Below are 26898 nucleotides of genomic sequence, written 5' to 3'. Positions count from 1 at the left end.
ACCGACCCAAGGGACACACCTCATGACGCCACCGACGAACCCGGCGGTGGAAGCACTGCTGAACCGCTCCCACGCTCTGGGCGCGGACCCCCGCAACACCAACTACGCCGGGGGCAACACCTCCGCCAAGGGCACCGCACTCGACCCGGTCACCAGCCACGCCGTCGAACTGATGTGGGTCAAGGGCTCGGGCGGCGACCTGGGCACGCTCACCGAGGCCGGGCTCGCCGTACTGCGTCTGGACCGGCTGCGCGCGCTGGTCGACGTCTACCCGGGCGTGGAGCACGAGGACGAGATGGCCGCCGCGTTCGACTTCTGCGGGCATGGCACCGGTGGCGCGGCGCCGTCGATCGACACCGCGATGCACGGCCTGGTCGACGCCGCGCACGTCGACCACCTGCACCCCGACTCCGGGATCGCGCTGGCGACCGCCGCGGACGGCGAGAAGCTGACCGCCGAGTGCTTCGGCGACACCGTGGTGTGGGTGCCGTGGCGCCGCCCGGGCTTCCAACTGGGCCTGGACATGGCGGTGATCAAGGCCGACAACCCGCAGGCGATCGGGTGCGTCCTCGGCGGCCACGGCATCACCGCCTGGGGTGACACCTCCGATGAGTGCCAGGCCAACTCGCTGCACATCATTCGCACCGCGGAGGCGTTCATCGCGGAGCGGTTCGACGCGGACCGGCACCCGTTCGGCCCGCTGCTGCCCCGGTGCGCACCGTTGCCGGAGGTGAACCGGCGTGCCCGCGCCGCGGAACTCGCCCCGCTGCTGCGCGGGTTGGCGTCCACCGACCGGCCGCAGGTCGGGCACTTCACCGACGCGGAGGTGGTGCTGGACTTCCTGGCCCGCGCCGAGCACCCGCGCCTGGCCGCGCTGGGCACCTCGTGCCCGGACCACTTCCTGCGCACCAAGGTGCGCCCGCTCGTCCTCGACACCGCGCCTGAGGCACCCCTGGACGAGGTGGCTGCGCGGCTGCGCGAGCTGCACGCCGCCTATCGCGCGGAGTACGCGGCGTACTACGCCCGGCACGCCGTCGAGGACTCGCCCGCGATGCGCGGCGCCGATCCGGCGATCGTCCTGGTGCCGGGCATCGGGATGTTCTCGTACGGCAAGGACAAGCAGACCGCGCGCGTGGCCGGCGAGTTCTACGTGAACGCGATCAACGTGATGCGCGGCGCGGAGACGGTCTCGACCTACGCCCCCATCGAGGAAGCGGAGAAGTTCCGCATCGAGTACTGGGCGCTGGAGGAGGCCAAGCTCGCTCGGTTGCCCAAGCCGAAGCCGCTCGCGACCCGGGTGGCGCTGGTCACCGGGGCGGGGTCGGGCATCGGCAAGGCCATCGCGCACCGCCTGGCCGCCGAGGGCGCGTGCGTGGTCGTCGCGGACCTGAACGCCGAGAGCGCCGCGGCAGTCGCGCAGGAACTCGGCGGCCCGGACAAGGCGGTGGCGGTCACGGTAGACGTGACCGACGAAGTGCAGATCCAGGCCGCGTTCGCGGCCGTGGCACTCGCGTTCGGCGGGGTCGACCTGGTCGTCAACAACGCCGGCATCTCGATCTCCAAGCCGCTGCTGGAGACCACCGCCCGGGACTGGGATCTCCAGCACGACATCATGGCCCGCGGCTCGTTCCTGGTCTCGCGCGAGGCCGCGCGGCTGATGATCGGCCAGGGGCTCGGCGGCGACATCGTCTACATCGCCTCCAAGAACGCGGTGTTCGCCGGGCCGAACAACATCGCCTACAGCGCTACCAAGGCCGACCAGGCCCACCAGGTCCGGCTGCTGGCCGCCGAACTCGGCGAGTACGGCATCCGCGTCAACGGCGTCAACCCCGACGGCGTCGTGCGCGGCTCCGGCATCTTCGCCGCGGGCTGGGGCGCGCAGCGCGCCGCCGTGTACGGCGTCGAGGAGGACAAGCTCGGCGAGTTCTACGCCCAGCGCACCCTCCTCAAGCGCGAGGTGCTGCCCGAGCACGTCGCGAACGCGGTCTTCGCCCTGACCGGGGGCGACCTCTCCCACACCACGGGGCTGCACATCCCCGTCGATGCGGGAGTCGCCGCGGCCTTCCTGCGCTGAGTCGCACCAGCGAAACGGAAGGCCGTCCGTGCCGCTCCCCGGCGTATGAGGGTTCGCCAGGGAGCGGCACGGCTGCGAACACACGAACCACCTGAACCGAGACGATTGCCGAGGTCCATCGATGTCCAAGCCCGACCAGCCCGCAGCCTTCGCCGCAGTGGACCTCGGGGCGTCCAGCGGACGCGTGATCGTCGGCCGGGTCGGTCACGACACCGTCGACCTGACCGAGGTCCACCGCTTCCCCAACACCCCGGTCAGGGTCGGCGGCGTGCTGCACTGGGACATCCTCAACCTGTACGCAGGGATGGTCGACGGACTGCGCGCGGCAGGCCAGGAGGCCGGGCGGATAGCGAGCGTTGGCATCGACTCGTGGGCCGTGGACTTCGGCCTGCTTGACGCCTCCGGCGCGCTCCTCGGCAACCCGGTGCACTACCGGGACGCGCGCACCGACGGCGTACCTGAGGGTGTGTTCGACGTGGTGCCCGCCGCCGAGCTGTACGCCGCGACCGGCATCCAGCACGCGCCTTTCAACACCGTCCACCAACTCGTCGCCGCCCGCGACACGCCCCAGTTCGCCGCGGCGCGCCGGGCGCTGCTGATCCCGGACCTGCTCGCGTTCTGGCTGACCGGCCAGGCCGGCACCGAGGTCACCAACGCCTCCACCACCCAGCTCCTCGACCCGGCCACCGGGCGCTGGGCCGGCGACCTGGCCAAGCGCCTAGGCATCGACACAGCCTTGTTCCCGCCACTGCGCAGGCCCGGCGACCACGCAGGCTTCCTGCGCGACGACGTGCTGGCCGAAACGGGCCTGTCCGGGCCGGTCGAGGTGACCGCGGTCGGCTCCCACGACACGGCGTCGGCCGTCGTCGGCGTCCCGGCTGAGGGCACCCGATTCGCCTATATCTCCAGCGGCACCTGGTCGCTCGTCGGCCTCGAACTCGACGCCCCCGTACGCACCGAGGACAGCCGACGCGCCAACTTCACCAACGAGCTCGGCGTCGACGGCACGATCCGCTACCTGCGCAACATCATGGGCCACTGGCTGCTGCAGGAGTGCATGCGGCACTGGGCCCAGCAGGGCCGACCGCAGGACCTGGCCGACCTGCTCACGGCGGCCGCCGACGTGCCACCCCTCCGCTCGATCGTCGACGCTGGCGATCCCGGCTTTCTCGCGCCCGGCGACATGCCCCGGCGCATTGCCGAGGCGTGCAGGCAAGTCGGAGACCCGGAGCCCGAAACCCCCGCCGAGTTCGTCCGGTGCATCTTCGACAGCCTGGCGCTGGCCCACCGCGAGGCGATCGCCGACGCGCAGCACCTGTCCGGACGCGGTGTGGACACGGTCCACATCGTCGGCGGCGGAGCGCAGAACGCCCTGCTGTGCCAGGCCACCGCGGACGCCTGTGGCCTGCCGGTGGTCGCGGGGCCGGTAGAGGCCGCCGCGCTCGGCAACATACTCGTGCAGGCCCGGGCCCACGAGGTGGTCCACGGCAGCCTCGGCGACCTGCGGGCACTGATCCGCCGCACGCAGCAACTGCGCACGTACCTGCCGGGCGACACCCGTATCTGGGACGCTGCCGCGCAGCGACTGGCCGCGCGCCGCGCCCACTGACCCGCCCCGACCATCAAGGAGACCCCACCCATGCGTGTGGGACTGTTCCTCACCTGCGTGAACGACACGTTGTACCCGCGCACCGGCCAGGCGACCGTCGCCCTGCTCGAACGCCTCGGCTGCGACGTCGACTTCCCGCTCGCCCAGACCTGCTGCGGCCAGATGCACTGGAACACCGGCTACGGGCGCCAGGTGGAGCCACTGGTGCGCGGGTTCGCGGAGACCTTCGCCGGCTACGACGCCGTCGTGACCCCGTCGGGGTCGTGCGGCGCGATGATCCGCGACAACCACCCCCGGGCGGCCGCACGCTCCGGCGACCCAGGGTTGGCCGACGCCGTCGCGCAGGTCATGCCCAAGGTGTACGAGCTCACCGAGTTCCTCGTGGACGTCCTCCAAGTGACCGACGTCGGCGCGTACTTCCCGCACCGCGTCGCCTACCACCCCACCTGCCATTCGCTGCGCCTGATGCGGCTCGGCGACCGGCCCACCACGCTGCTGCGGAACGTCCGCGGGCTCGAACTCGTCGACCTGCCCGGGGCCGAGGAATGCTGCGGCTTCGGCGGCACGTTCGCCGTCAAGAACCCGGACGTTTCCGCAGCCATGGGCGCCGACAAGCTCCGCAACGCGGAGTCCACCGGCGCCGACGTGCTGTGCGCCGCCGACAACTCGTGCCTCATGCACCTCGGCGGCATGATCAGCCGCCGCAAGGGCGCGATCCGCACGCTGCACATCGCCGAGATCCTCGCCGCCACCGAGACCGATCCGGAGGGTGCGATGTGGGCCCGGACGGGAGCGCACCGATGAACGCCGTACCGCTGGGCATGCCGGCTTTCCCGGCTGCGGCACGGGACGCGACGCGGAACACCACGCTGCGCCGCAATCTGCGGCACGCAACGCACACCATTCGCGACCGCCGCGCCGCAGCCGTCGCCGAACTCGACGACTGGGCGGGGCTCCGCGCAGCGGGCGCCGCCGTCAAGGACCAGACGCTGCGGCACCTCGACCACTACCTCGAACAGGCGGAGGCCGCGGTCACCGCGGCCGGGGGACAAGTGCACTGGGCCGCCGACGCCGACGAGGCGAACCGCATCGTCGCCGACCTCGTGCGCGCCACCGGCGAAACCGAGGTCGTCAAAATCAAGTCGATGGCCACCCAGGAGATCGGCCTCAACGAGGCGCTTGCCGAAGTCGGGATCACCGCGTACGAGACCGACCTGGCCGAACTGATCGTGCAGCTCGGCGAGGATCGCCCGTCGCACATCCTCGTCCCGGCGATCCATCGCAACCGCACCGAGATCCGCGACATCTTCCGCAAGACCATGGGGGAGTGGGGCATCCCCGCACCCGAGGGCATGAGCGACGAACCTCGCGAACTCGCCGAGGCGGCACGGCTGCACCTGCGCGAGAAGTTCCTGCGCGCCAAAGTCGCGGTCTCCGGCGCGAACTTCCTCGTCGCCGAAACCGGAACGCTCGTCGTCGTCGAATCCGAAGGCAACGGACGAATGTGCCTCACCCTTCCCGAGACGCTGATCTCGGTCGTCGGGATCGAAAAGGTCGTCCCCACATGGCGAGACCTCGAGGTGTTCCTGCAACTGCTGCCGCGCTCGTCGACCGCCGAACGAATGAACCCGTACACGTCCACCTGGACCGGTGTGACCGACGGCGACGGGCCGCGCGAGTTCCACCTCGTACTCCTCGACAACGGGCGCACCAAGATCCTCGCCGACGAGGTCGGGCGCCAGACGCTGCGCTGCATCCGCTGCTCTGCCTGCCTCAACGTCTGCCCGGTGTACGAGCGCGCGGGCGGGCACGCGTACGGCTCGGTCTACCCCGGCCCGATCGGCGCCATCCTCACCCCGCAACTCCGCGGCACCACCAGCGAGATCGACGCATCCCTGCCCTACGCCTCGTCCCTGTGCGGGGCGTGCTACGAGGTCTGCCCGGTCGCCATCGACATCCCCGAAGTCCTGGTGCACCTGCGCGAGAAGGTCACCGAGCAGCGCGGCCATGTCGTCGAACGCGCAGCCCTCCGTGCCGCCGGCTGGGTCATGCGCGACCCGAAGCGCTACACCGCCCTGCAACGCGCCGCCGTCCGCACCCGCGCCGTGCACCCGCGCAAGGTGCCGCTGCCCGGCTGGGGCAAGGCCTGGAGCGCGACCCGCGATCTCCCTGCCCTGCCGGCGGAGTCCTTCCGCACCTGGTGGCAGCACCGCGACACACCCGGAGGCACCACGTGACGGACTCCCGCGACCTGATCCTCGGCCGGATCAGGTCCGCCCTTGTCGGCGTCGACCGCGCCGAGCATCCCGCGAACGAGCCGGTCGCCCGTGACTACCACGACAGCCACACGGACACCGGCTTGGCCAACCTGCTTGCCCGCAACCTGACCGACTACCGTGCGCACGTTCACCGGGCCGCCGAGGCGGAGTTGCCCGGCCTGATCGGCCGCCTGCTCGCCGCCCGCGGCGCACGGACCCTGGCCGTACCGCCCGGTCTGCCGACGGACTGGCTGCCCGGCGACTCCGGCACCCGGATCCTCCACGACGACGGCACCCTGACGGCCACCGAACTCGACCGCGTCGACAGCGTCCTCACCGGCTGCGCCGTGGCCATCGCCGAAACCGGAACGCTCGTCCTCGACGCGGGGCCGGACCAGGGCCGCCGCATGCTCACCCTCGTCCCCGACCACCACATCTGCGTGGTCCGCACCGGGGACCAGATCGTGGCCTCCGTCCCCCAGGCACTCCGCCGCCTCGACCCGGAACGCCCCCAGACGTGGATCTCGGGCCCGTCCGCCACGAGCGACATCGAACTCAACCGCGTCGAAGGCGTCCACGGCCCCCGAACCCTCGACGTCGTCCTGATCGCTGAGGGCTGACGGAAGGCAGCAGTCAGCGCACACGTGCGGTACGTCGGCTCCGGCCCGGGGGCGCCGCACTTTCCCGTTCGCCTACTTGCGTACCGACAGCATCCAGTCGGCGAACGTGTCGAGCGTGCGGGCGAATCCGGGGTTGTCCGGCTCGTTGAGGTGGCCGTGGTCGGTGCCGGCCTCGAACTCGACGTGTACGGTCGCCTGGTGCGCCTCCAACTCGCGCGCGAACGCCTCGCCCGACGCGCGCAGCGTGTCGCGCTCGGAGTTGACGATGAGCGTGTCCGGGAAGCCGGTGAGGTCCCGTCCTCCCGGGAACGCCTCGGTCAGCCGGTGCAGGTTCCGCTTCCCGACGTAGTTCGCCGAGCACCATACGTGCCGACGTCTCGTGATGACCCCGAAGCGGCGGAACCCCCTGAGCGCGTACTTGAGTTCGGGGCCCGGGGGTAGAAGGTCCGCGTGCATCGAGGGGTAGGCCATGACGACGCCGCGCGGCACCTCGGGACTGTTGACGAACCGCAGCGCGAGGGTCGCGGCGAGGGTGGAGCCCGCGCTGGCGCCGCCGACGTACAACGCGTCGGGCCGCACGCCGATGCGTTCGGTGTTGGCGCGGAGCCACGACCAGGCGTTGGCGCAGTCGTCGAGCGGCAGCGGATAGCGGACGGCCGTCGCGCCGCGCTGCTCCTTGAAGCGGCCTTTGCCGGGCACGAGGCGGTATTCGACGCTCACACAGGTGATGCCGCGCTCGGCCAACGCCCGGCACACGGCGTCGCCTTCGGGCATGTTGATCGAGCCGTACGCGAACGCGCCGCCGTGCATCCACAGCAGCGCCGGGCCGACGGGGCGGTCGGGCCGGTAGGTGCGGATCGGCACCGGGGGTTCGCCGCTGGTCGTCGTCAGATCCTCGATGCGCATGGGGGCTCCTGTCGCGGGCGGGGAGGCGGGTCGTCAGTTGATTCCAGGGGCGGTCCCGGGTGCACCGGCACGTTCGAGGCCTTCCCGGAACGACGCGAGCGCGGGGCGGGCGTGGGCGTGGGTGGTGTCTTCGAGCCGGAACAAGGCCATGCCGCCCCAGTTGCCCTCGCCGGCGAAGTCCGGTCCGTAGGGGCGGATGCCGCTGAGGATGCCGGTGCCGGCGCCCCAATCGGTCAGGTCACGCAGGAACGCGGCCTGGCCTTCGGGTGAGACCGGATAGCCCTCGACCGGGTGGTCCCACGCCTGCCCTTGGTGGGAGGCGGGGGCGGCGGGATAGGCCCACTCGGCGACGTACACCGGCTTGTTCAAGTGCCGACTGGTCAGCGTGGCGCCGTGCTTGAAGACGTCGAACGCGTGCGGGACCCGGTCGGTGCTGGTGGGGAAGAACGAGACGCCCAGATGGGCGGCGTCGAATCCGCCGGCCTCCATGGCGGTGTGGAATCCGAGGAGCAGTTGGGGGTGGAAGGCGGCCACGCTGCTCGTGTGGGTGGCGACCTGGGCGCCGGGGTCCACGCTCCGGATGCCGTCCGCGACGGCGGCCAGGAGTGCGGCGGTGTACGGCCACAGGTGCGTGCTGCACCAGGCGATCTGGTCGTCGTGGGGGAGGGTGAACAGCCGGTTGAAGTCCATCCGGCCGATCTCCGGGTCGATGGAGTCCGGAGCGCGGTAGGTCCAGCCGGGCACCATCTCCGGCACGGTGGGCGGCATCGCTACGCCGGCCACGCCGAACTCGACCTCGTTGCCGATGTCCCAGACGTTCACGCGGCAGCCGGTGCCCAGGATCTCCTCGGCCGCGAGTCGGCCGTACTGGCGCAGCGCGTCGGCCATCTCCTCCAGCGTCAGCTCCAGCCACGGTGCGCGCAGCCGGATCTGCGGGTAGTGGGACAGGTCCGGCTCGGGCTGCAGGCCCATGTCGCCGTAGACACCGCAGAGCGTCAGCTCGGGGTTGAAGGGCAGGCCCAGGTCGCGGGCGAGCCGCGCGTACAACAGCCCGTCCGCGATGCCGCCCCCGGGCGAGGCGTACCGCAGTACCCGCGACGTGCCCATGCGCGTCCACACCTCGTTGCCCCCGCGGGCGGCGAACAACTCCATCAGCTCGTGTGCGGTCCGTGCGGTGCGGTCGCCGTCGTGGAAGACCACCCTGCGGTCGAACATGCCGGTGGCGTGCGGGCTGACGCTCAGCCCGACGCGGAACTCCGCGTCCCTGACCCGGTGGGAACGCGAGGCGCTGCCGACCGCCTCGGCCGCGGATCGGGTTACAGACTGGTCTGCTCGGTGATTCGTCACGTGATCCGCATCTTCAGGCTCGGCGAGTGGGGGCCGCGCGGGAAATCCGCAGGTGGGACGGCGGCATACCGCACAGTCGTCGGTGGCCGCGCACGCCCCTGCCGCGCAGGCCGTCAAATCATGTACTCGTTACGCTAAATGGTCAACGGTTCGGGAGGGCCGGCCGCTGACGCCGGCAGTGGCCGTGCCGCGGTCCGCCAGAAAACCTTGCCCTGCCAGGTTTCATGGCCTAGCTTGGCGGCTGATCGAAACGTTTCAATCCGGGTTTGCGGGCCGCCCCCGTGCTCCCGATGTCTGGAAGGCGCAGTACATGGTTTCCTCCGACGCCTCTTCGGTCTTTCCCGAGGGTTTCCTGTGGGGCGCCGCGACCGCCGGCCATCAGATCGAGGGCAACAACACGCTCAGCGACCACTGGGCGCTGGAGCACGTGCCGGGCTCGCCGTTCGTGGAACCGTCCGGCGACGCGTGCGACAGCTACCACCGCTTTGCCGAGGACATCGCGCTGCTTGCCGGCGCCGGACTGGGAACCTACCGGTTCAGTGTCGAGTGGTCGCGGATCGAGCCGGAGCCGGGGGTGTTCTCGCGTGCCGAGCTCGACCACTACCTGAGCGTGGTGGAGGCATGTCACCAGGCGGGGGTCACCCCGATGGTGACTCTGCAGCACTTCACCACGCCGGGATGGTTCGCCCGGGAAGGCGCCTGGAACAACCCGGAGGCCCCGAAACTGTTCGCCCGCTACTGCGGAGTGGTCGCGGCGCACTTCGGTGACGCGGTCACCTGGTACTGCACGCTCAACGAGCCCAACCTCGGCGCGATGGCCAGTCTCGGCGGGATGCTCCCCATGGCGGCCATGGAGGCCTTCGGCGCGATCACCCGCGTGGATCCAACGGTCACCCGCGCGTTCGCGGTCCGGCTGGGCGGAGCCGAGGACACCGTCGAACTCGGAAGCCCGATGCGGATCTTCAGCACCGTGGCGATCGAGAACACCAAGGAGGCGCACCGACAGGGCCGCGCCGCGGTGAAGGACGCAAATCCCGCGGCGAAGGTCGGGTGGACGCTCGCCCTCGTCGATTTCCAGGCGGCCCCCGGAGGCGAGAACCTCACGCGGCAGCTGAGGGAGGCAGGCGGTTCGCAGTTCCTCGAGGTGTCGCGCGGCGACGACTTCGTCGGCGTGCAGACCTACACCCGCGAGGTCATGGGGCCCATGGGCCCGGTCCCGGTTCCGGACGACACCCCGCGCAGCCAGACCGGCTGGGAGGTGTACCCGCAGGCACTCGGCCACTCGGTGCGCTGGGCCGCCGAGGTCGCGCAGGTCCCCGTCGTCGTCACCGAGAACGGCATGGCCACCGCGGACGACGCGGACCGCATCGCCTACACGCGCACCGCGTTGGAAGGTGTGCGCCAGGCCCTGGCCGACGGCGTCGATGTGCGCGGATATCTGCACTGGAGCCTGCTGGACAACTTCGAGTGGCACTCGGGATACGCGATGACGTTCGGCCTGATCGCGGTCGACCGCACGACGTTCCAGCGCACGCCCAAGCCGAGCCTGGAGTGGCTGGGCACGATCGCGCGGGGCAACGGCGCGACGCTGTGACCTCGCGGACCGGCCGGCCTGCGTTCATGAACAGCAAGCTGTTCGACAGCAAGACCCTCGGCGATCAGGTGACCGCGCGGGAGAAGGTCCTCGGGTTCCTGCTCGGCCCGCTCGGGCCGCTGCTCGTCAACGCGGTCATCGTGTCGTACCTGAACGTCTACTACACCGACGTTCTGGACCTCTCGGGGGCCTGGGGAGGCCTGTTCCTGACCGTCTTCCCGCTCGCCTCCCGCGTGATCAGCACTGCCAGCAATCTCTACATCGGCCGGGTGATCGATCGGACCGTGTCACGCCAGGGAAAGGCGCGGCCGTGGTTGCTGGTGTCCGCTCCGTTCATGGGGCTGGGGATCATCGCGGTGTTCGGAACCCCGTCCCTGCCGATGTGGCTGCAACTCGCGTGGGTGGTGCTCGCAGGCAACCTCTACGCCGACTTCGCCTTCGCCACCTACAACACGGCGCATTTGCTCATGGTCCCGCTGGCCTCGCGTGATCCGCGCGACCGCGGGATCCTCGCGGTGTTCAGCAACGTCGGCAACATGGTGGGCGCCGGAACCATGGTCGCACTCGTCTTCCCCGCGCTCGTCCTCCCGGCTCTGGGTGTCAATCGCGCGGCATGGCTGTTCATGGCCTGCTTGCTGGCCGCCGTCGCCTTGCCGCTCGTCGTCGTCGAGTACTACTTCACGCGCGAACGCGTCACCACCGGGCAGACGTCGGCCCCGGCGACTCCGCCTCCCGCGCGGCGCCACGTACGTCGGGCAGCACTCACCGACCGCTTCTGGCTCGTCTACGTCGGCTGGATCACCCTGTTCAACCTCGCCGGCACCTTCCGGAACATCAGCCTCATCTACTACGCGAACTACGTCCTCGGCGACTACAACGACGGGGTCACCCCCACCCTCCTGGCCCTGATCGGCGGAATCCCGCTCGGCGTCGGGCTCTTCGTCGTCTGGCCGCTCGCCAAGCGCATCGGGAAGCGCAACCTCACCCTGGCGGGCACATGCTTGTCCGCGGCCGGCAACCTGCTGTGCCTGCTCGACCCGGCCGATCTGCGGCTGGTGCTCACCGGTCAGGCCATCGCCAACCTGGGGCTGGTACCCGCCGCATATGTCTTCACGGCGCTTCTGGGCGATGTCCTGGACACTCTGGAATGGCGAACGCACGTACGGGCCGACGGGTTCACCGCCAGCGCGATCGCCATCCTGACCGGCACCGTGGGGACGGTCGCCGGAGCCGGGTTCAACCTCCTCCTCGGACTCACCGGTGACTACCGGGCACCCCAATACGACGCACACACCGACATCACCACGGGCTTCGACCAGACCGCGAACGTCCAGTCGGTGATCGTGTTCGCCTTCCTCGGGTTCGGCGTCGTCGCGAACATCGTTCTCGCGGTGCTTTTGGTGTTCCTCTCCGTCGAGAAGACCCTGCCGATCGTGCAGACCGAACTGGCCCACAGACACCGCTACACCGACGCAGACTCCCACCACATCGCGGACGCGGCGCTACCGGCAACCGCGCCGCCGTCGAGCCCGCTCTGGCCGCACACACCCTGACGAACGCGACGAACGACGGCCCCGTCCACTGTGGTGGACGGGGCCGTCGCTGCGCATGCCGAACCTCGAAGGTGCAGCGTGACGTCATTGCGTCGACAGCATCTCCTCGAGACTTGCCGGGCCGCCCAGGAGCGTCGCGCCGTCGACGATGCGGCCTTCGGCCACGCGGGTGATGAACGCCGAGGTGCGGGTGGCGGCTTCGGTGGCTTCCGGGAGGAATCCCGCCGCGATCTGCCACGCATGGCTCATCTTGGGCCAGACCTCCATCTCGACGTGGACGCCGGCGCGTGCGGCGCGGGCCACCAGGTCGAGGGAGTCGTCGAGCAGCCGCTCCGCGTTGGAGGCCTGGACGAACAGCGGGGGCAGGCCGCGCAGGTCGGCGAGCACGGGGGAGATCAGCGGGTCGTCGGCGGGGTGCGCGCCCGCGTAGTCGGTGCTCATCGCACCGTCGAGGTTCTTGAGCGCGAGGTCGAGTTCCGCGTGGTCGACCCAGCTCCCGGTCGCGTAGCGGTCGGCGCGCTGGTCGAAGACGCCCGAGTAGAGGACGCCCGCGATGGCGCGGTGGTCGCCGTCGTGGGCGAGGCGTAGGAGGACGGCCAACGCGAGGTTGGCGCCGGCCGACTCGCCGGCCACGACCACCCGGGGCGCGAGCGTCGCCGCGTATCCGAAGGCCGCGACGCAGTCGTCCAGGCCTGCGGGGTAGGGGTCTTCGGGGGCAAGCCGGTACTCGGGGAGTACGACGCGCGCGCCGGTGCCGAGCGCCAGATGGGCGCTGATCGCCCGGGCCACCCCGGCGGTGCCCGACCGGAAGCCGCCACCGTGGATGTACAGGATCACCACGTCGTCGCGGGCATCGTCGGGGGTCATGAGGTACGAGCCGTCCCGCAACGCTCCGGCCGGTTCGTCGCGTACGCCCGCCACAGGGCGATACAGCGCGGCGAGTTCGGCCTGCTGCCGCCGCTCTGCGGCGCGATCGGCCGGGGGCGGGGCATCATGACCGGCTTGCATGATGCTTTCCATGAGCGCGAACGCTTTGCTCGGCATGGGGTCGCTTCCTCTCACGGTGGCGGCCCTGGGCGAGGGCGCTCGCCCAGGGCCGCGCGTCTACTGGTGGGTTCCGCCGTCGACGCGGATTTCGGTGCCGGTGATGAACGCGCCGTCCTCGGACGCGAGCATGGCGATCACGCCCGCGACCGTCTCCGGCGGTGCGAAGCCCTGCCCGAGTGCGGGCTGCAGCTTGGCGAACAGCTCGAAGTCGACGTCTTCGGGAAGGTGCTGCAGCGTCGTCTCGGTGATGCCGCTCTGGATGCTGCCGGGCGCCACGCACACCGCACGCAGTCCCTTCTTCGCGTATTCGAGCGCGATGCTGTGCGTGAAGGACTGGATGCCGCCCTTGCTGGCGGAGTACGCCGCCATGTAGGGGTGGGCGAACGACGCCGACGTGGAGCTGAAGTTCACCACGACGCCGGCGCCGGTCTTCAGCAGCGCGGGCAGCGCCGCCCGGGTGACGAGGAACGTCCCGGTGAGGTTGACCGCGATGATGCGGTTCCACGCGGCCAGTTCGCATTCGTGGGTGTGGGCGCCGCGGAGGATCCCGGCCGCGTTGACGAGGACGTCGAGCCCGCCGAGTTCGAGGACGGCGTCGACGATGACGGTGTTGACCGCGGTCTCATCGGACACGTCGAGGACGCGCGTGGCCAGCCGCTCGGCGGTGCCCGCGGCCTCGGCCCGGGCCACGGTGTCCTTCAGCCCGTCGGCGGCGACATCGACGGCGACGACCCGCGCCCCCTCGTCGAGCAGGCGTGCGACGGTGGCCTGTCCGATTCCGGACGCACCTCCGGTGACGAGGACGCGCTTGCCGGTGAAACGTTCCATTTTCGATGATCTCCTTGAGGCGGGGCGCGCAGGGATGACAGGTCCCTGGTGGGGAGGGGTGGGCGCGGCAGTGCCCGGGGGTCAGCTGCGGTCGGCCGGCGCCTCTGCGGCGGCCTCGACCGTTGTGCGGACCTTGGGGATCATGACGGCGACGACGAGGGCGACGGCGAGCATGGCCGCGCCGGCGAGGAAGGCCGCCTTGTAGCCGCCGTCGGTGTACAGCGCGGTCCCCTGGAGGATGTTCGCGCGGTCGTTCAGCAGGCTGAAGATCACCTGCGTCGAGATGGCGCCGAGCACCCCGCCCAGCAGCGTTCCCACACCGTTGGCGGTCGCCTGGTCCTCGGGGTGTACCGCGCTCACGATCAGGATCGACGACGACGCCAGGACCAGGCCCATGCCGACGGCGAAGAACGGCCCGAAGGCGATGAACTGCCACTTCTCGTAGTGGTGCCCGTACATCAGCAGGACGCCCGCGATGGCCGACACGAGGCCGGCGATCAGCGTGATCTTGGCGCCCCACCGGTTGGCGATGAGCCCGACGGCGGCGCCGCAGAGCAGCAGCAGGATGCTGGAGTGCACGCCGAGTGCGGCGTTCTCCGTCGCGGTGTAGCCGAGGCCGTCCGACATCCCCGGGATCTTCGGGTAGAGGGCCAGCAGCTGGTTGATCGTGCCGGTGGAGAACAGCACGCCGCTCGCCATGCCGCCGGAGACGAGGATCAGGAGCAGGCGGCGTTCGCGCAGCAGACGCACGTCGAGGAGCGGGTGCGCGACCCGGTGCTCGACGACCAGGAACAGGGCGAACGCCGCGACGCCGCCGATCAGGTAGGCGAGCGTCCACGTGTCGGACCAGCCCCAGTCGGCGCCCTTGCCGATCCCGTACACGAGTGCGGTGGCGCTGCCGCCCAGCAGCAGGCCGCCGAGCCAGTCGAAGGAGGTGCGCGGCGCGCGCAGCGGGCTCTCGGGGACGACCAGGAGCAGCAGCACGAGGGCTACGAAGCTGTTGAGCGCCAGGAACCACAGGACACCGCGGAAGCCGTGGTTGTCCTGGAGCCAGCCGGACAGCCACGGCCCGGCCAGCGCGGTCAGACCGGTGCTGGTCGCCACGACGCCGGTCGCCGTGCCCACCCACTTGGCCGGGAACACGTCGCGCACGATCGAGTAAGTGAGTGCTGTGACGACGGCGTAGATGCCGACCAGGAAGCGCGCGGAGAGCATCAGCCCCCAGGTCGGGGCGAGCGCGCACAGGGTCTCGCCGATCACACCGACCACCGAGGCGACGATCATGACCCGCTTCTTGCCGAACATGTCGGACGCCTTGATCAGGAACGGCACGCTCATGGTGCTCACGAGCGTGGTGATCAGGGTGAACCAGGCGATCTGGGTGGTGTGGAAGTGCTGCGCGATCAGCACCTGGGCGTTGCCCAGCAGCAGCCCGGACATCGACAGGACGACGGTCGGCCAGGCCAGGGCGATGATCAGGAGGACGTAGTACGCCTTCGAACGCTCCTCGCCGCCGCCCGGCGCGCGGCCGGGCGGTTCGTGGAGGTGGTCCAGGGTCGGTGCGGTGGTGCTCATGAGGTCGTCCTCCAGGGACAGTACACGCAACTGCTGACGCTGATGATTGAAACGATTCACAATTCATCCGCGCATTCCCCCGGTGCGATGGGGGAGTGGATCGAGCGTAGGTCGAGAAACCGAACAACACCAGGTTTCTTCTCGATGAACTTGTGTGTCGAAGCGGTAACGGCCGATCGGAAGCCCGCCAGGCAGTCCGCGTACGGTATTCCTGTACAGAAAAGCGGGCGCCGCCGTCAGGCGCGGTCACGAACGGATGACATGAACACAGCCGGGAACGGTCAGCCATGGCGTGGCCCGAAGTCCTCACAGCGGCTCGCGCACGTCCTGGCCCAGCCGATCCTGTCCGGTGAGGTGCGCGAGGGCGACCGGCTGCCGAACGAGCAGGAGATGATGGCGCTCTACGGCGCCGGGCGCCCCACCGTCCGCGAAGCGCTGCGGCTCCTGGAGACCCGCGGCCTGATCGTCCTCAAGACCGGGCCCGGGGGAGGCCCGATCGTCCGCCGGCCGCCCAAGGACAGCCTCAGCGAGGGGCTGAGCCTGGTCCTGCAGGTCGAGGGCGCCTCGTTCGCCGACGTCACCGACGCCCGCATCGCCCTCGAACCGATGATCGCGCGCCGCGCGGCCGAGCGGATCACCGACGAGCAGCTGGCACAACTGGACGACAGCGTCCGGCGGCTGCGTGACCACCCCGGCGACCACGCGGTCTTCGTCGCGGAGAACCAGCGCTTCCACACGCTGATCGCCGAGGCCGCGCAGAGTGTGGTGCTGGACGTGTTCGTCAGGACGCTGCAAACGATCGCCGACGGCGTGCGGGTGGGCGTGCAGTACTCGGCGCGCAAGCAGGCGGCCATCGCCACCGCGCACGCGGCGATCGTCGATGCCCTCCGGGACCGCGACCCCGAGCGCGCGGAGCGGGCCATGCGCGACCATCTTGCCGAGGCCGAGCGCTATTGGCGGCACCGCTACCCGGAGCTGATGACGCGTCCCGTGCAGTGGACGTACTGACGGACAACGCAGCCGCCCGACCGCGCGGCATGCGGGGTCGGGCGACGGCGTGGCGGGCAGTGGGTCAGGACGCGGAGACCGCGAACTTCTGCGTCGCCGTGTCGAACGTGAACAGTCGGGCCGGGATCGCGCCGTGCGGGGTCGCCTGGGCGTAGGTGGCCTTGTCGACGTTGCCGGGGTCCTGGAACGCGCCCAGCGTGAAGCCGGCGTTCTGGAACGTCTCGTAGCTCAGGTCCTTGCCCGCCTTGTCGGCGATGGCCTTGAAGAGGGCGAGGTTGCGGCAGGCCACGTTCGGTGCGATCTGGGGCGTCGGTGTTCCGGCGGGGAGCGACGCCGGGTCGACGGTCAGCTTGCCCTTGAAGTCGGGCAGCGCTGCTTCGACCGTGTTCATGCACTCCTGGTTCGCGGCCTCGCTCCACAGCGTGTTCAGGCCGAGTGCGGCGGCGTTCGCGAGGGTCGTGAAGTCGTGCTTGCCCTTGTCGTTGGCGTACGCCTGCACCTGCAGGTTGTCGGTGAACAGCAACCGGGGGCGGTACTTGGTCTGCTCGAGCACCTGCGGGAAGGACGCGCCCATGCTGCCGACGACCACGATGGTGTCGACGCCGGACGCCTGGAACTTCTGGATGAACACGCCGGTCTGCTGACCGATGGCTGCGGCATCGGTGGCAGGAGCGTCGAGCACTCCGGTCTCGACCGGGGTGATGCCGAGCTTCTGCAGCGCCGGGATCACGGTGTCCTTCATCACCGCCTGCTCGTTGACGTTCGAAAGCACCGCGACCTTCTTGCCGGCCAGGCCGTTGTCCTTGTTGAACAGCGCCATCCCGTCCCCGACTTCGTCACCGCCCCGGGTGTCGCTGAACCACGGGGCCTGGGCCTGCGCGTACCGCTTCGCGGTGAGCTGGCCGCCGATCGCCGCGGTCTTGTTCGTCTGCACGTAGCACAGCGGTTCGTCGCCGTTGAAGTTGCCGAGGACGGCGAAGACCTTCTCGTCCTGGGTCAGCTTGACGCAGGTCTCCTGGGCGGCAGCCGGGGAGATCAGGTTGATCTTGCCGAACACCGGCACGATCTTCCGGCCGTTGATCCCGCCGGCGTCGTTGATCTTCTTGATCAGGGCGTTGTAGGCGGCCTCGTACGGGCCGTGGTCGATGTTGACGAACTGCTTGACCGAGTCGAGGTCGGGGTAGGTGATGCCGATCTTGATGCTGTCCGCGGTGACGCCAGGGGCGACCTTGGGCGCGGGCGGTGCGGCGGGGGCGCCGGAGGAGCCGGTCTTCGCGTCGTCCTTCTTCTCGGCCGTGCAGCCCGTGACGACAAGGGCCGCGGCGGTCGCGAGGAGCAGGACGGCGCGGCGTCTGGCGCGGTGCGGTGTCATGGCGGATCCGTTTCTGGTGTGAAGGGGAACTTCGGTGGTGGCAGAGGGACGCCGGAGCAGGCCCGGCGTCACGCGGGCGCGACGGCCTCGGTCGAGGTACGGCTCTGGTCGGCGGCGGATGGCGCGCTTCCACTGCGTTCGATCGCGCGCTCGTCCGTGCCCAGGTAGCTGGCGATGACCTTGGGGTCGTTGCGGACGGCGTCCGGCGTGCCGGCGGCGATGACGCGGCCGGTCTCCAGGCAGTAGACGCGGTCGCTGATGCCCATGATCAGCGGCATGTCGTGTTCGATGACCAGCATGGACGCGCCGAGTTCGCGGCGGATCTCGTGGAGCAGTGGGCCGAACGCCTCGGTCTCGCGTTGCGCGACGCCCGCGGTGGGTTCGTCGAGGCACAGGACGCGCGCGTCGAGCGCCAGCAGTCCGGCGAGTTCGACGATGCGGCGGGTGCCGGTGGACAGGTCGCCGATGAACGCGTCGGCGTAGCGCCCGAGCCCGAGGAAGTCGATCAGGTCGTCCGCGTCCGACCGCTTGGCACGCTCCCGTTTGAAGGTGTGCGGAAGATGCAGCGCGGTGGACAGCAGGCCCGTACGACCGCGGGCCTCCAGGGCGATCTGCACGGTCTCGTGCACGGTCAGCTCGGGGAACAGGGTCGCGGCCTGGAAGGTGCGGCCGAGACCGAGCCGGGCCCTGGCGGCCGGGGCCGCCTTGCTGATGTCGCGGCCCAGCAACTCCACGGCCCCGCTCGCCGGGACGAACCCGCCGACGGCGTTCATCAACGTCGACTTGCCGGCGCCGTTGGTGCCGATCAGCCCGACGATCTCGTTCGGCCGAACCTCGAGCGACACACCGTCGACGGCGGCCTTGCCCCCGAAGCGCACGCGCACGTCCGCGGTTGCCAGCACCGGCTTGTCCTCCGGCAGCGGGGGGCGCGCGGTGCGCGTGAGGGCCCGCGGCGGCGCGGTCGCCGCCTTGGCGGCGGGCTCGGACCCCAGCCGCTTGTCGGCCCAGGCGAGCAGCGCGTCGCGGGCGCTGTAGCCGATCTGTACGAGACCGCCGGGGAAGTAGAGCAGCAGGACCAGCAGGCCGAGGCTCGAGGTGAGCAGCGGCACGAGCTTGTTGTCCGGCATGAACGACGGCAGACCGATCACCCACAGCGCGCCGAGCACCGAGCCCGACACCGATCCGAGGCCGCCGATCACGACGATCGAGACCAGGGCCAGCGAGTCGGGGCTCAGGTAGTACTTGTCCGCGTACGGCACCGTCTGCACGGCGCCCGCCAGCAGCGCGCCGCCGAGCCCCGCGATGCCGCCGGCGAGCGCGAAGGCACGCAGCTTCACCCGGGTGGCGCTCACGGTGTAGGCAGCTGCGGTGGCCGGGTTGTCCCTGACGCCGATGGTGGTGCGGCCCACGCCCGACCGGCGCAGCCGGGCCACCACGACCAGCACCACGACCAGCACGGCGAGGACGAGGTAGTAGTAGGCACGCTGCGTCGACACGTCGATGCCGAACACCGTGCTGCGCGGGAACGACGCGGTACTCGTCCCCGGGTCGTGGAAGATGTCGCGCCGGTACAGGTACTGCTCGCAGGCCACCGCGAAGGCGAACGTGCTCACCGCCAGCAGCAGCCCGCGCACCCGCAGGGCGCCGGCGCCGACGAGCGCGGCGAGCGCCGCGGTGAACAACGACGCGACCAGCACCGCCGCCGGGAACGTGAGCCCGCGGAAGCTGTAGATGCTGTCGCCGAGTTCGATACGCAGCCCGCGGTTGAGCGACGCGGCCGTCAAAGCACCGAGACCTGCGAACGCCATCTGCCCGAGTGAAAGTTGGCCCGCCCAACCGGTGAGAACCGTGACCGACGCCGCGCAGATGGCGTACGCCAGGATGACCGTGTAGAGCAGGTGGCGCGACGGCTGGGTGACGAGGAGCGGCAGCACGATCGCGACGATCCCGAGCAGGAGCAGTCCGGACCGTTCGAGGTGGCGGACCCACCAGACCTGGCGCAGCCGCTCGGGGACGGGCTTGACCTTCGGCGCGAACGAGAACGAGGAGGACTCGGTGTCGCGGCCGCGGCTGACCGCGAAGACCGCGGCCAACACGATTGCCAGCACGACCAGGTCGGTCAGGCCGGGCTGGTCGAGCCAGTTGAACTGGATGAACGCCTGGAGCAGGCCGAGTCCGACGCCGGCGGCAAGCGCGATGCGGAAGGACGCCATCCGGGCGATGACCGCGGCCGCGAGCGCCCGGAGCAGTGTGGTCGGCCCGAGCGTGGTGATCTGGGTCAGCGACTTGTTCTGCGCCGAGATGAGGATCAGGCACAGCGTGGCCAGCAGTCCGGCGAGCGCCCATATGGCGGTGGAGACGATCTTCGGACTGATGCCTTGGAGGCGGGCGAGTTCGGGGTTGCCCGCGGACGCCTTGACCGTCTTGCCAAGCACCGTGCGGCCCAGGAACCAACTGAGCACGAGCGCGGCGACGGGTACGGCGACGAGGATGCTCAGCTGGGCTCCGCTGACCTCCAGGTCGTCGACGGGCGACCACGTACCGGACCAGGGGACCGGGTAGTGCTCGCTGGTGTAGTCGTCGAGGTCCGGATAGGCGGTCACGATGGTGAGTGCCAGTTGCGCGACGCCGATGGTGGCGACCAGGACGATCACGCGCGGCGCGTTGAAGAGCCGGCGCACCACGGCCAGGTCGACGATCGCCCCGAACACCGTGCCGGCCGCGAGGGCGACCAGCAACGCGATCCAGTACGGCACGTGGTAGCGCACGACCAGCAGGGCGAACAGGACTGATCCGACCAGGCCCATGTTGGCGACCGCGAAGTTGATGACGCGGGATGACCGGTGCACGAGCACGATGCCCATCGCCAGCAGGCCGATGACCAGTCCGTTGACGGCGCCGTCGAACAGCAGTTGGGTGGTTGGCATTTGCATCGTGGTCAGCCGCCTTCCTTGCCGAGGAAGACCGCGCGGGCGAGGTCGTCGCGCTCGGCGAGCTCGCGGGCAGGCCCCTGGAAGCGGACCTGACCCTTCTCCAGGAACACCGCGCGGTCCGCGATCGCCAGGGCGATGTTCAGCGACTGCTCGACGATCACCATCGTCAGGCCGTCGGCCTTGAGGCGCTCGATGATCGCCAGCAGATCCTGGACGACCACCGGGGCCAGGCCGAGCGACAGCTCGTCGATCAGCAGCACCTCGGGGTCGTGCATGAGGACCATGGCCAGTGCGAGCATCTGCTGCTGCCCACCGGACATCGAGCCGGCCAACTGCCCCTGACGGCCCGCGAGGTCGGGGAACATGTCGAGGACGTAGGCGAACCGCCGGTCCCGGTCGGCGATGTCCCTGCGGATGCGAAACCCGGCCATCTCCAGGTTCTCGCGCACCGTCATGTCCTGGAACACGCCCTTGCCGCCCGGCAGAAGATGCACGCCGTAGCCGCCGCGTTGCTCCGGCGGGACGTAGGTGATCGTCCGGCCGTTGAGGCGCACCACACCGCGGGAGGGCGTGCCGAGGCCGCAAATCACCTTCAGGATCGTGGACTTGCCGGCGCCGTTGGTGCCGAGCAGTGCGAGGGTCTCGCCCCGCTTGACCTCGAATCCGACGTCGAACAGCGTCTGCACATGGCCGTAGGAGAAATCGACGTTGTTGACCTGGAGCACCGGGATGTCCTCGGGGGCCTGCGCCTGCCGTTCGTGCTCGTCGAGCTCCTCGCGCAGCTCCTGCACCACCAGGGACAGGTCGTGCTTGATGAAGCCCGCGCTGCGCACCACCAGAAGGCCGCCGACCAGCGTGGACGGGACACCGACCACCAGGACCGCGACGCGCGCGTCGTAGGCGTTGCTGATGAGGCCGGAGACCAGGGCGCCGCCGGTCGCGCCGATGAAGAAGATGTAGATGGCCGACAGGGCGCTCCCCAGCCCACGCAGCCGGAACGGGACCACCGAGGACAGCACGGGGCCGACCATCGCGAACGTGACCGACGACAGCACCGCTGAGGGGATGCCCGCGATCGCGAACGCGTAGCCGTTGGGCATGAACCACTGCACCGGCAGCAGCACGGCGCCCGGCAGGATCAGGTACCCGAGCAGCGCCAGGGCGCGCGACGGGTCGCGGCGATACAGACGGTCGTAGCGCGGGCCGACGAAAGGGAGCGCCAGGAGGAGCGACGCCCCGGTGACCGAGCCCATGACGCCGCGTTCGAACGTGGACATCCCGAAGTGGTCCTCGGCCCACAGATTGCCGAGCACTCCGCCGGTGAACAGGCTGAAGCCGAGGGCGGAGAACGCGATGATCGAGTTCTTGATGGAGCGGATCCGCATCAGCCTCGCGAACGCCGCCTCCACCGAGATCGGCATCGGCTTGGCGTCCTGTACGACTTCACCCAGCACCGACTTCATTTCGTGTTGCCCGCGCGGCGGTTCGGGGAGTCGGAAGGCCCACACCGCCACGAGTAGCGACGGCAGTCCGAGGATGAGGAAGGGCCAGCGCCAGCCGTTGCCGCCGCCGACCAGTGTGGCGATCCCGCCGACCGCGAGCGGGCTGAGCGCGCCCGCCGTTCTGGCGGCGCCGGCGCTGATGGTGGCCAGCCGGCCGCGGACGCCGATGGGGTAGGTGTCGGCGTTCAGCGAGCCGTGCACCGGCAGGGTGCTGGACTTGGCGACCCCGACGCCGAACCGGGCAAGGAAGAACAGGAAGGCGTTGGCGGCGAGCCCGCACGCGAACACCATCGCCGAGAAGGCGATCCCGGCCCAGCCGATGACCCGGCTGCGACGGCAGCGGTCCGCGAGCCACCCCATGGGCAGGGCGCCGAGGACCAGGAAGGCGCCGGAGGCCGCGGAGATGAAGACGATCGCGCCGTCGCTCATGCCGAACGCGTCGCGGATGTCAGGTGCCAGGATGCCCAGCGTCGCGGACTCCAGCTCGTCCATCGCGGCGAGTGCGGTCAAGGTGAGGAAGGTGGCCGAACCCCCGGCGGCCAGCCCCGCGCGCAACGACAGCCGCTCGTCGCCGACACCCGGCAGCAGTTCGTCGGCGAACAGCACGTCGCGGGACGACTCCGCCTGCCGCTTCTGGCGCTCGGCCTCGGCGTCGATCAGGCCGGCCGCGAGTCCCGCGGCGGACGGCGCCGAGCCGTCGACGGTGTTGCTCGGCGCGCTCACCTGCTCGGCCCCTGTGGCTGTGGCGGGCGGTGGGTGCATTTCAGCATGGGGATCTCCGCGAAGGACGTGCTGACGGAACATCAGCGGGCGGCGGGTGGGGCTCCGATGCGCCGGCCCCTGTTCGGGGGAGGGCTGCGGCGCGTCAGGCGATGCCGCAGGATCACGTGGGTATGAACCGATTCATTCGGACGGTTCACGTGTCGTGTGCGTTAACTGCCGGGGCTGTGCCGGGAGCGTAGCCGCAGAAGCTTGCGCGCGCTAGTGCCGGAACTTGCGCTTTCCTCCAGGTTCTGATCCTTGGCGGGGGAGCGGAATGGGGGCGTCGGCATATTTTGTGTAACAACTACGCGCCTGCTGATCGGCTCCGCGTTATGCATATGAAACGATTCAGTTCCAGCTGTTGGATCCCGCACCCCACCCTTGGAGCCCACATGGCCGCCCCGCACCACCTCCGCGTCGAGCACCTCGAGGACCCCTTGGGGCTGCACGTCCGGAGCCCGCGACTGTCCTGGCTGCTCCCCGCCGGAGCTGTCCGGCAGATTGCGTACCGGCTACGCACCAACGCGTGGGATTCGGGACGGATCGACGACGATCGCTCCGTCCTGGTGCCCTACACCGGCCCCGCGACGCGGTCGGGGCAGTGCGTCGTGTGGCAGGTGAAGGTGTGGACCGACCTCGGGGAGAGCCTGTGGTCCGAGCCGTCGACATGGGAGGCGGGGTTGCTGGAGCCCGGCGACTGGTCTGCCCGGTGGATCGAGCCCCGTGACACGGAGCCGCGTCCGCCCGCCGGCGACCGCCCGGCTCACCTGCTCCGTCGGGACTTCCTCCTCGGCGCCCCCGTGGTCCGTGCACGCTTGTACGCCACCGCGCACGGGGTCTACGAGGCCTTCCTCAACGGCGTGCGCGTCGGCGATCTGGAGCTGACTCCCGGCTACACCGCCTACCGCGACAACCTGCATGTTCAGACATACGACGTCACCGAGTCCCTGACCGAGGGGGCCAACACCTTGGGGGCGGTGTTGTCCGACGGGTGGTTCCGCGGCCGGACCGGTGCGATGCGCATCGCCGACAGCTTCGGCGAACGGACGGCGCTCCTCTTCCAATTGCAGGCCGAGCACGAGGACGGCACCGTCACCATCCTCGGAACCGACGACGCGTGGACCACGTCGACCGCCGAGATCACCGCCGCCGACCTCATGGACGGCCAGCACCATGACCTGCGGCGTGTCCTGCCGGGCTGGTCGGCACCGGGCTTCGACGCCTCCACTTGGACGAAGGCGACAGTGGCGACGGGCGGCCTGTACGACGACTTCGCCCGACTCACGGCCTCCCCGGCGCCGCCCGTGCGGCGCGTCGAGGAGATCCGGCCGCGCGCGGTGACCGTGCTCGGGTCAGGCCGCCAGATCGTCGATCTCGGGCAGAACATCAACGGCTGGGTCCGTCTCACGGTCCCGGCCGCCGCCGACCTGACGCTGACCCACGGCGAAGCGCTCGACGCCGAGGGCGACGTCACGACCGACCATCTGCGCGGGGAGGACTTCCAGACCGGTGCACCGCTGCCGGCCGGGCAGGTGGACCGTGTCATCTCGGGCGACCTTCCCGGCGAGGTGTTCGAACCGAGGCACACGACACACGGCTTCCAGTACGTCCGCGTGGACGGCGCGCGCGACGCCCTCACTCCGGACGACCTGACCGGTGTCGTCGTGCATACGGACTTGCGGCGCACCGGCCGCTTCCGGTGCAGCGACGACCGGATCAACCGCCTCCACGACATCGCCGACTGGAGCTTCCGCGGCAACGCCTGCGACATCCCCACCGACTGCCCGCAGCGTGAACGGGCGGGCTGGACCGGCGACTGGATGCTCTATGTCCCGACCGCCGCCTTCCTCTACGACGTGGCGGGCTTCTCCATCAAGTGGCTGCGGGACCTGGCCGCGGACCAGTGGGACGACGGCTGCCTCACCAACTTCGCGCCCGACCCCGGCGGCCGCGCCGTCCAGCACCTGCCTACCGAGATCCTCGAGATGTTCGCCGGCTCGTCCGCATGGGGCGACGCGTCGGTGATCGTGCCGTGGGAGCTGTGGCGGGTGTACGGCGACCTCGACGTGCTCACCGAATTCAGGCCGATGATGGTCCGGTGGGTCGACTTCGCCGCCGAACGCGCCCACACGCGGCGTCATCTGAGCCGCGTGGCGGCGCGCCCCGAGGCCGCGCCGCACGAAGCGTTCCTGTGGGACGCCGGCTTCCACTGGGGCGAGTGGACCGAGCCCGGCGTCGACGAGAACGCGTTCCGCACCGCGGACCACGGGGCGGTGGCGACCGCGTACCTGTACCGCTCGGCCTCGCTGCTCGCGCGGATCTCGGCGCTGACCGGCCACGGCGACGACGCCGACCGGTACACCCGGCTGGCGCAGCAGGTACTCGAGGCATGGCGCACGGAGTTCATCGCCGACGACGGCGCGCTGACACCGAATACGCAGGCCACGTACGTCCGGGCGCTGGCGTTCGGTCTGGTCCCCGAGGACCTGCGGGCGGCCACGGCAGATCGACTCGTCACGCTGATCCGAGACGCGGGCACGCACGTGGGCACGGGGTTCCTGGCAACGCCGTACCTGCTGCCCGTGCTCGCCGACACCGGGCACCTCGACGTCGCCTACGAACTCCTCTTCCAGGACACCGAACCGTCCTGGCTCACGATGGTAGACCGGGGCGCCACCACGATCTGGGAGCACTGGAACGGCATCGACGAAGCCGGCGTCGCCCACGCCTCCCTGAACCACTACAGCAAGGGCGCGGTCGTCTCGTTCCTGCACAACTACGTTGCCGGCATCAGGCCTCCGGCCGACCCCGACCCGGAGGCCGCGGGCTTCCGTCGCTTCGAGATCGCTCCGGTCCCCGGAGGGGGACTCACCCAGGCCGAGGCGCAGTTGGAGTCCCCCTACGGCACCGTCGTCTCGGCCTGGCGTATCGACGAGAACGGCGGGTTCACCCTGACCGTGACCGTCCCGCCCGGAGCCGAGGCCGATATCCGCCTCCCCGACGGCCGGACCTACCAGGCGAAGTCGGGGACGCACAGCTACCGCTGAACCTGGCACGGGCACTGAACCGGACCGAAGACGCAGCGTTCGACCGCTCGGTTGCGACGCTCGTGTCGTGGTTGCGGCGGGACGAGGCGCAATAGGCCGCAGGACGCACCCCGGACATGCGTCCGCCGCCGCGGTGTCGGCATGGCACCGCGGCGGCGGGTCTGGGGGTGTCAGCCCTGCGGCTGGCCGTCCACGCCGAGGATGGCGCTTGCGGGGAGCACGGTGTGGACCAGGTCCGGGTCGACCGGGCCGTTGAAGGGCGGGTACTTCGGGCCCTTTGCGCCGCGGCGGTAGGCCGTGGTGGAGTGCTCCGGGTTCTTGTCGAACTCGGGGATGACCTTGTCGCCGAAGAGCTCGATCATCTCGAGGTTCTCCTCGTGCGAGAGCGCGGCGTTGAGGCCGAACACGAGCTGGTCGCAGCCGACTTCCTGGTAGGCGGCGACCTGTTCGCAGACCTCCTCCGGCGTTCCGCACAGCAGGTAGCCGCCGGCGATGAGCTGGTCGAGCAGTTCCTCGCCGCCGAGGTCGCCGAGGCTGAACGGCGGGGCGGGCCACGTGACGCCGTCCGTCGACTTGGGCATGGTGTCGTGGTAAAGGTTCACCAGCGTGACCAGGTAGCCGGCGTTGCCATGAAGGGCGATCTCGCGGGCGCGCTTGCGGTCCGACAGGCAGATGACGCCGTTCGTCATCATGACGTTGTTGTTCTGGTAGTCGCCGAGGATCTCGTCCGGGTTGGCGGCGGCTTCCTTGTAGGCCTCGATGCGGCCCTTCAGGTTGTAGATCGGCTCGAAGTTGAACGCGATCGCGCCGATGCCGAGCGAGCCGGCCTTGGCGAACGAGCCGGGGTTGCCGCACGCCATCCA

Annotated in this window: 18 protein-coding genes; 9 read left to right on the top strand and 9 right to left on the bottom strand. The window is 70.3% G+C overall.

Annotation, left to right across the window (positions count from 1 at the left end; genetic code table 11):
• Positions 1-22 precede the first annotated feature (22 nt).
• The 5 genes from QI554_RS24980 (at position 23) to QI554_RS24960 (ending at position 6561) form a co-directional block, all read left to right on the top strand.
• A complete protein-coding gene (locus tag QI554_RS24980; protein WP_281472541.1) occupies positions 23-2074 on the top strand; it encodes a bifunctional aldolase/short-chain dehydrogenase in 2052 nt (683 codons plus the stop codon).
• Positions 2075-2195: 121 nt separating this feature from the next.
• A complete protein-coding gene (locus QI554_RS24975; protein ID WP_281472539.1) occupies positions 2196-3683 on the top strand; it encodes a rhamnulokinase in 1488 nt (495 codons plus the stop codon).
• A 30-nt stretch (positions 3684-3713) separates the two neighbouring features.
• Positions 3714-4487, top strand: coding sequence for a (Fe-S)-binding protein (locus QI554_RS24970; RefSeq protein ID WP_281472537.1), 774 nt, complete (start codon positions 3714-3716; stop codon positions 4485-4487).
• Positions 4484-5920 (top strand): lactate utilization protein B, encoded by a 1437-nt coding sequence (locus tag QI554_RS24965; protein ID WP_281472535.1) that lies wholly within the window; start codon positions 4484-4486, stop codon positions 5918-5920. The genes QI554_RS24970 and QI554_RS24965 overlap by 4 nt, the downstream gene beginning before the upstream one ends.
• The gene (locus QI554_RS24960) at positions 5917-6561 is read left to right on the top strand and encodes a LutC/YkgG family protein (RefSeq protein WP_281472534.1); all 645 of its coding nucleotides are present in this window, start codon (positions 5917-5919) and stop codon (positions 6559-6561) included. The genes QI554_RS24965 and QI554_RS24960 overlap by 4 nt, the downstream gene beginning before the upstream one ends.
• A gap of 72 nt (positions 6562-6633) precedes the next feature.
• On the opposite strand, the gene QI554_RS24955 is transcribed toward QI554_RS24960, so the two are convergent.
• Positions 6634-7467: an alpha/beta hydrolase gene (locus QI554_RS24955; RefSeq protein WP_281472532.1), complete on the bottom strand. Its 834-nt coding sequence runs from the start codon at positions 7465-7467 to the stop codon at positions 6634-6636.
• A 33-nt stretch (positions 7468-7500) separates the two neighbouring features.
• On the bottom strand, positions 7501-8814 hold the full coding sequence (locus tag QI554_RS24950) for a glycosyl hydrolase 53 family protein (protein ID WP_281472530.1): 1314 nt from the start codon (positions 8812-8814) through the stop codon (positions 7501-7503).
• Between the two features lie 310 nt (positions 8815-9124).
• Between QI554_RS24950 and QI554_RS24945 the strand changes: the two genes are divergently transcribed.
• Positions 9125-10408: a glycoside hydrolase family 1 protein gene (locus QI554_RS24945; RefSeq protein ID WP_281472528.1), complete on the top strand. Its 1284-nt coding sequence runs from the start codon at positions 9125-9127 to the stop codon at positions 10406-10408.
• Positions 10409-10434: 26 nt separating this feature from the next.
• Complete coding sequence (locus QI554_RS24940) at positions 10435-11961, top strand: MFS transporter (RefSeq protein WP_281472526.1); 1527 nt, start codon at positions 10435-10437, stop codon at positions 11959-11961.
• 84 nt (positions 11962-12045) lie between these two features.
• Here the strand turns inward: QI554_RS24940 and QI554_RS24935 are convergent, their stop codons facing one another.
• The 3 genes from QI554_RS24935 to QI554_RS24925 all read right to left on the bottom strand — a co-directional run bounded on the left by QI554_RS24935 (position 12046) and on the right by QI554_RS24925 (position 15411).
• Positions 12046-13005, bottom strand: coding sequence for an alpha/beta hydrolase fold domain-containing protein (locus QI554_RS24935; protein WP_281472525.1), 960 nt, complete (start codon positions 13003-13005; stop codon positions 12046-12048).
• 60 nt (positions 13006-13065) lie between these two features.
• Positions 13066-13836 carry an SDR family NAD(P)-dependent oxidoreductase gene (locus tag QI554_RS24930; RefSeq protein WP_281472524.1) on the bottom strand — a complete coding sequence of 257 codons (771 nt, stop codon included), beginning with the start codon at positions 13834-13836 and terminating at the stop codon, positions 13066-13068.
• 81 nt (positions 13837-13917) lie between these two features.
• The gene (locus tag QI554_RS24925; RefSeq protein WP_281472523.1) at positions 13918-15411 is read right to left on the bottom strand and encodes an MFS transporter; all 1494 of its coding nucleotides are present in this window, start codon (positions 15409-15411) and stop codon (positions 13918-13920) included.
• A 261-nt stretch (positions 15412-15672) separates the two neighbouring features.
• On the opposite strand from QI554_RS24925, the gene QI554_RS24920 reads away from it, so the two are divergent.
• A complete protein-coding gene (locus tag QI554_RS24920) occupies positions 15673-16419 on the top strand; it encodes a FadR/GntR family transcriptional regulator (protein ID WP_281472522.1) in 747 nt (248 codons plus the stop codon).
• 64 nt (positions 16420-16483) lie between these two features.
• Here QI554_RS24920 and QI554_RS24915 read toward each other — a convergent pair whose 3' ends face one another.
• The 3 genes from QI554_RS24915 to QI554_RS24905 all read right to left on the bottom strand — a co-directional run bounded on the left by QI554_RS24915 (position 16484) and on the right by QI554_RS24905 (position 22949).
• Positions 16484-17791, bottom strand: a complete 1308-nt coding sequence (locus tag QI554_RS24915; RefSeq protein ID WP_281472520.1) for an ABC transporter substrate-binding protein — start codon at positions 17789-17791, stop codon at positions 16484-16486.
• Between the two features lie 68 nt (positions 17792-17859).
• On the bottom strand, positions 17860-20718 hold the full coding sequence (locus tag QI554_RS24910; protein ID WP_281472519.1) for an ABC transporter permease subunit: 2859 nt from the start codon (positions 20716-20718) through the stop codon (positions 17860-17862).
• Positions 20719-20729: 11 nt separating this feature from the next.
• Complete coding sequence (locus QI554_RS24905) at positions 20730-22949, bottom strand: ATP-binding protein (RefSeq protein WP_281472518.1); 2220 nt, start codon at positions 22947-22949, stop codon at positions 20730-20732.
• Between the two features lie 431 nt (positions 22950-23380).
• Here QI554_RS24905 and QI554_RS24900 point away from each other — a divergent pair, with 431 nt between their 5' ends.
• Positions 23381-26035, top strand: coding sequence for an alpha-L-rhamnosidase (locus QI554_RS24900; RefSeq protein WP_281472516.1), 2655 nt, complete (start codon positions 23381-23383; stop codon positions 26033-26035).
• Positions 26036-26205: 170 nt separating this feature from the next.
• Here the strand turns inward: QI554_RS24900 and QI554_RS24895 are convergent.
• A partial coding sequence (locus QI554_RS24895; protein WP_343230816.1) for an LLM class flavin-dependent oxidoreductase occupies positions 26206-26898 on the bottom strand: 693 nt, incomplete at its 5' end.

Origin of the sequence: Yinghuangia seranimata, from assembly GCF_029953285.1 — a bacterium.
Lineage (GTDB): Bacteria > Actinomycetota > Actinomycetes > Streptomycetales > Streptomycetaceae > Yinghuangia > Yinghuangia seranimata.
Note: the sequence above shows the minus strand (reverse complement) of the source record. Positions and strands in the feature narration are given on the sequence as shown.

Coding starts and splice junctions, on each gene's coding strand:
- QI554_RS24980 (WP_281472541.1), top strand. CDS start 23: ATGACGCCACCGACGAACCCGGCGGTGGAAGCACTGCTGAACCGCTCC.
- QI554_RS24975 (WP_281472539.1), top strand. CDS start 2,196: ATGTCCAAGCCCGACCAGCCCGCAGCCTTCGCCGCAGTGGACCTCGGG.
- QI554_RS24970 (WP_281472537.1), top strand. CDS start 3,714: ATGCGTGTGGGACTGTTCCTCACCTGCGTGAACGACACGTTGTACCCG.
- QI554_RS24965 (WP_281472535.1), top strand. CDS start 4,484: ATGAACGCCGTACCGCTGGGCATGCCGGCTTTCCCGGCTGCGGCACGG.
- QI554_RS24955 (WP_281472532.1), bottom strand. CDS start 7,467: ATGCGCATCGAGGATCTGACGACGACCAGCGGCGAACCCCCGGTGCCG.
- QI554_RS24945 (WP_281472528.1), top strand. CDS start 9,125: ATGGTTTCCTCCGACGCCTCTTCGGTCTTTCCCGAGGGTTTCCTGTGG.
- QI554_RS24940 (WP_281472526.1), top strand. CDS start 10,435: ATGAACAGCAAGCTGTTCGACAGCAAGACCCTCGGCGATCAGGTGACC.
- QI554_RS24935 (WP_281472525.1), bottom strand. CDS start 13,005: ATGCCGAGCAAAGCGTTCGCGCTCATGGAAAGCATCATGCAAGCCGGT.
- QI554_RS24930 (WP_281472524.1), bottom strand. CDS start 13,836: ATGGAACGTTTCACCGGCAAGCGCGTCCTCGTCACCGGAGGTGCGTCC.
- QI554_RS24925 (WP_281472523.1), bottom strand. CDS start 15,411: ATGAGCACCACCGCACCGACCCTGGACCACCTCCACGAACCGCCCGGC.
- QI554_RS24920 (WP_281472522.1), top strand. CDS start 15,673: ATGAACACAGCCGGGAACGGTCAGCCATGGCGTGGCCCGAAGTCCTCA.
- QI554_RS24915 (WP_281472520.1), bottom strand. CDS start 17,791: ATGACACCGCACCGCGCCAGACGCCGCGCCGTCCTGCTCCTCGCGACC.
- QI554_RS24910 (WP_281472519.1), bottom strand. CDS start 20,718: ATGCCAACCACCCAACTGCTGTTCGACGGCGCCGTCAACGGACTGGTC.
- QI554_RS24900 (WP_281472516.1), top strand. CDS start 23,381: ATGGCCGCCCCGCACCACCTCCGCGTCGAGCACCTCGAGGACCCCTTG.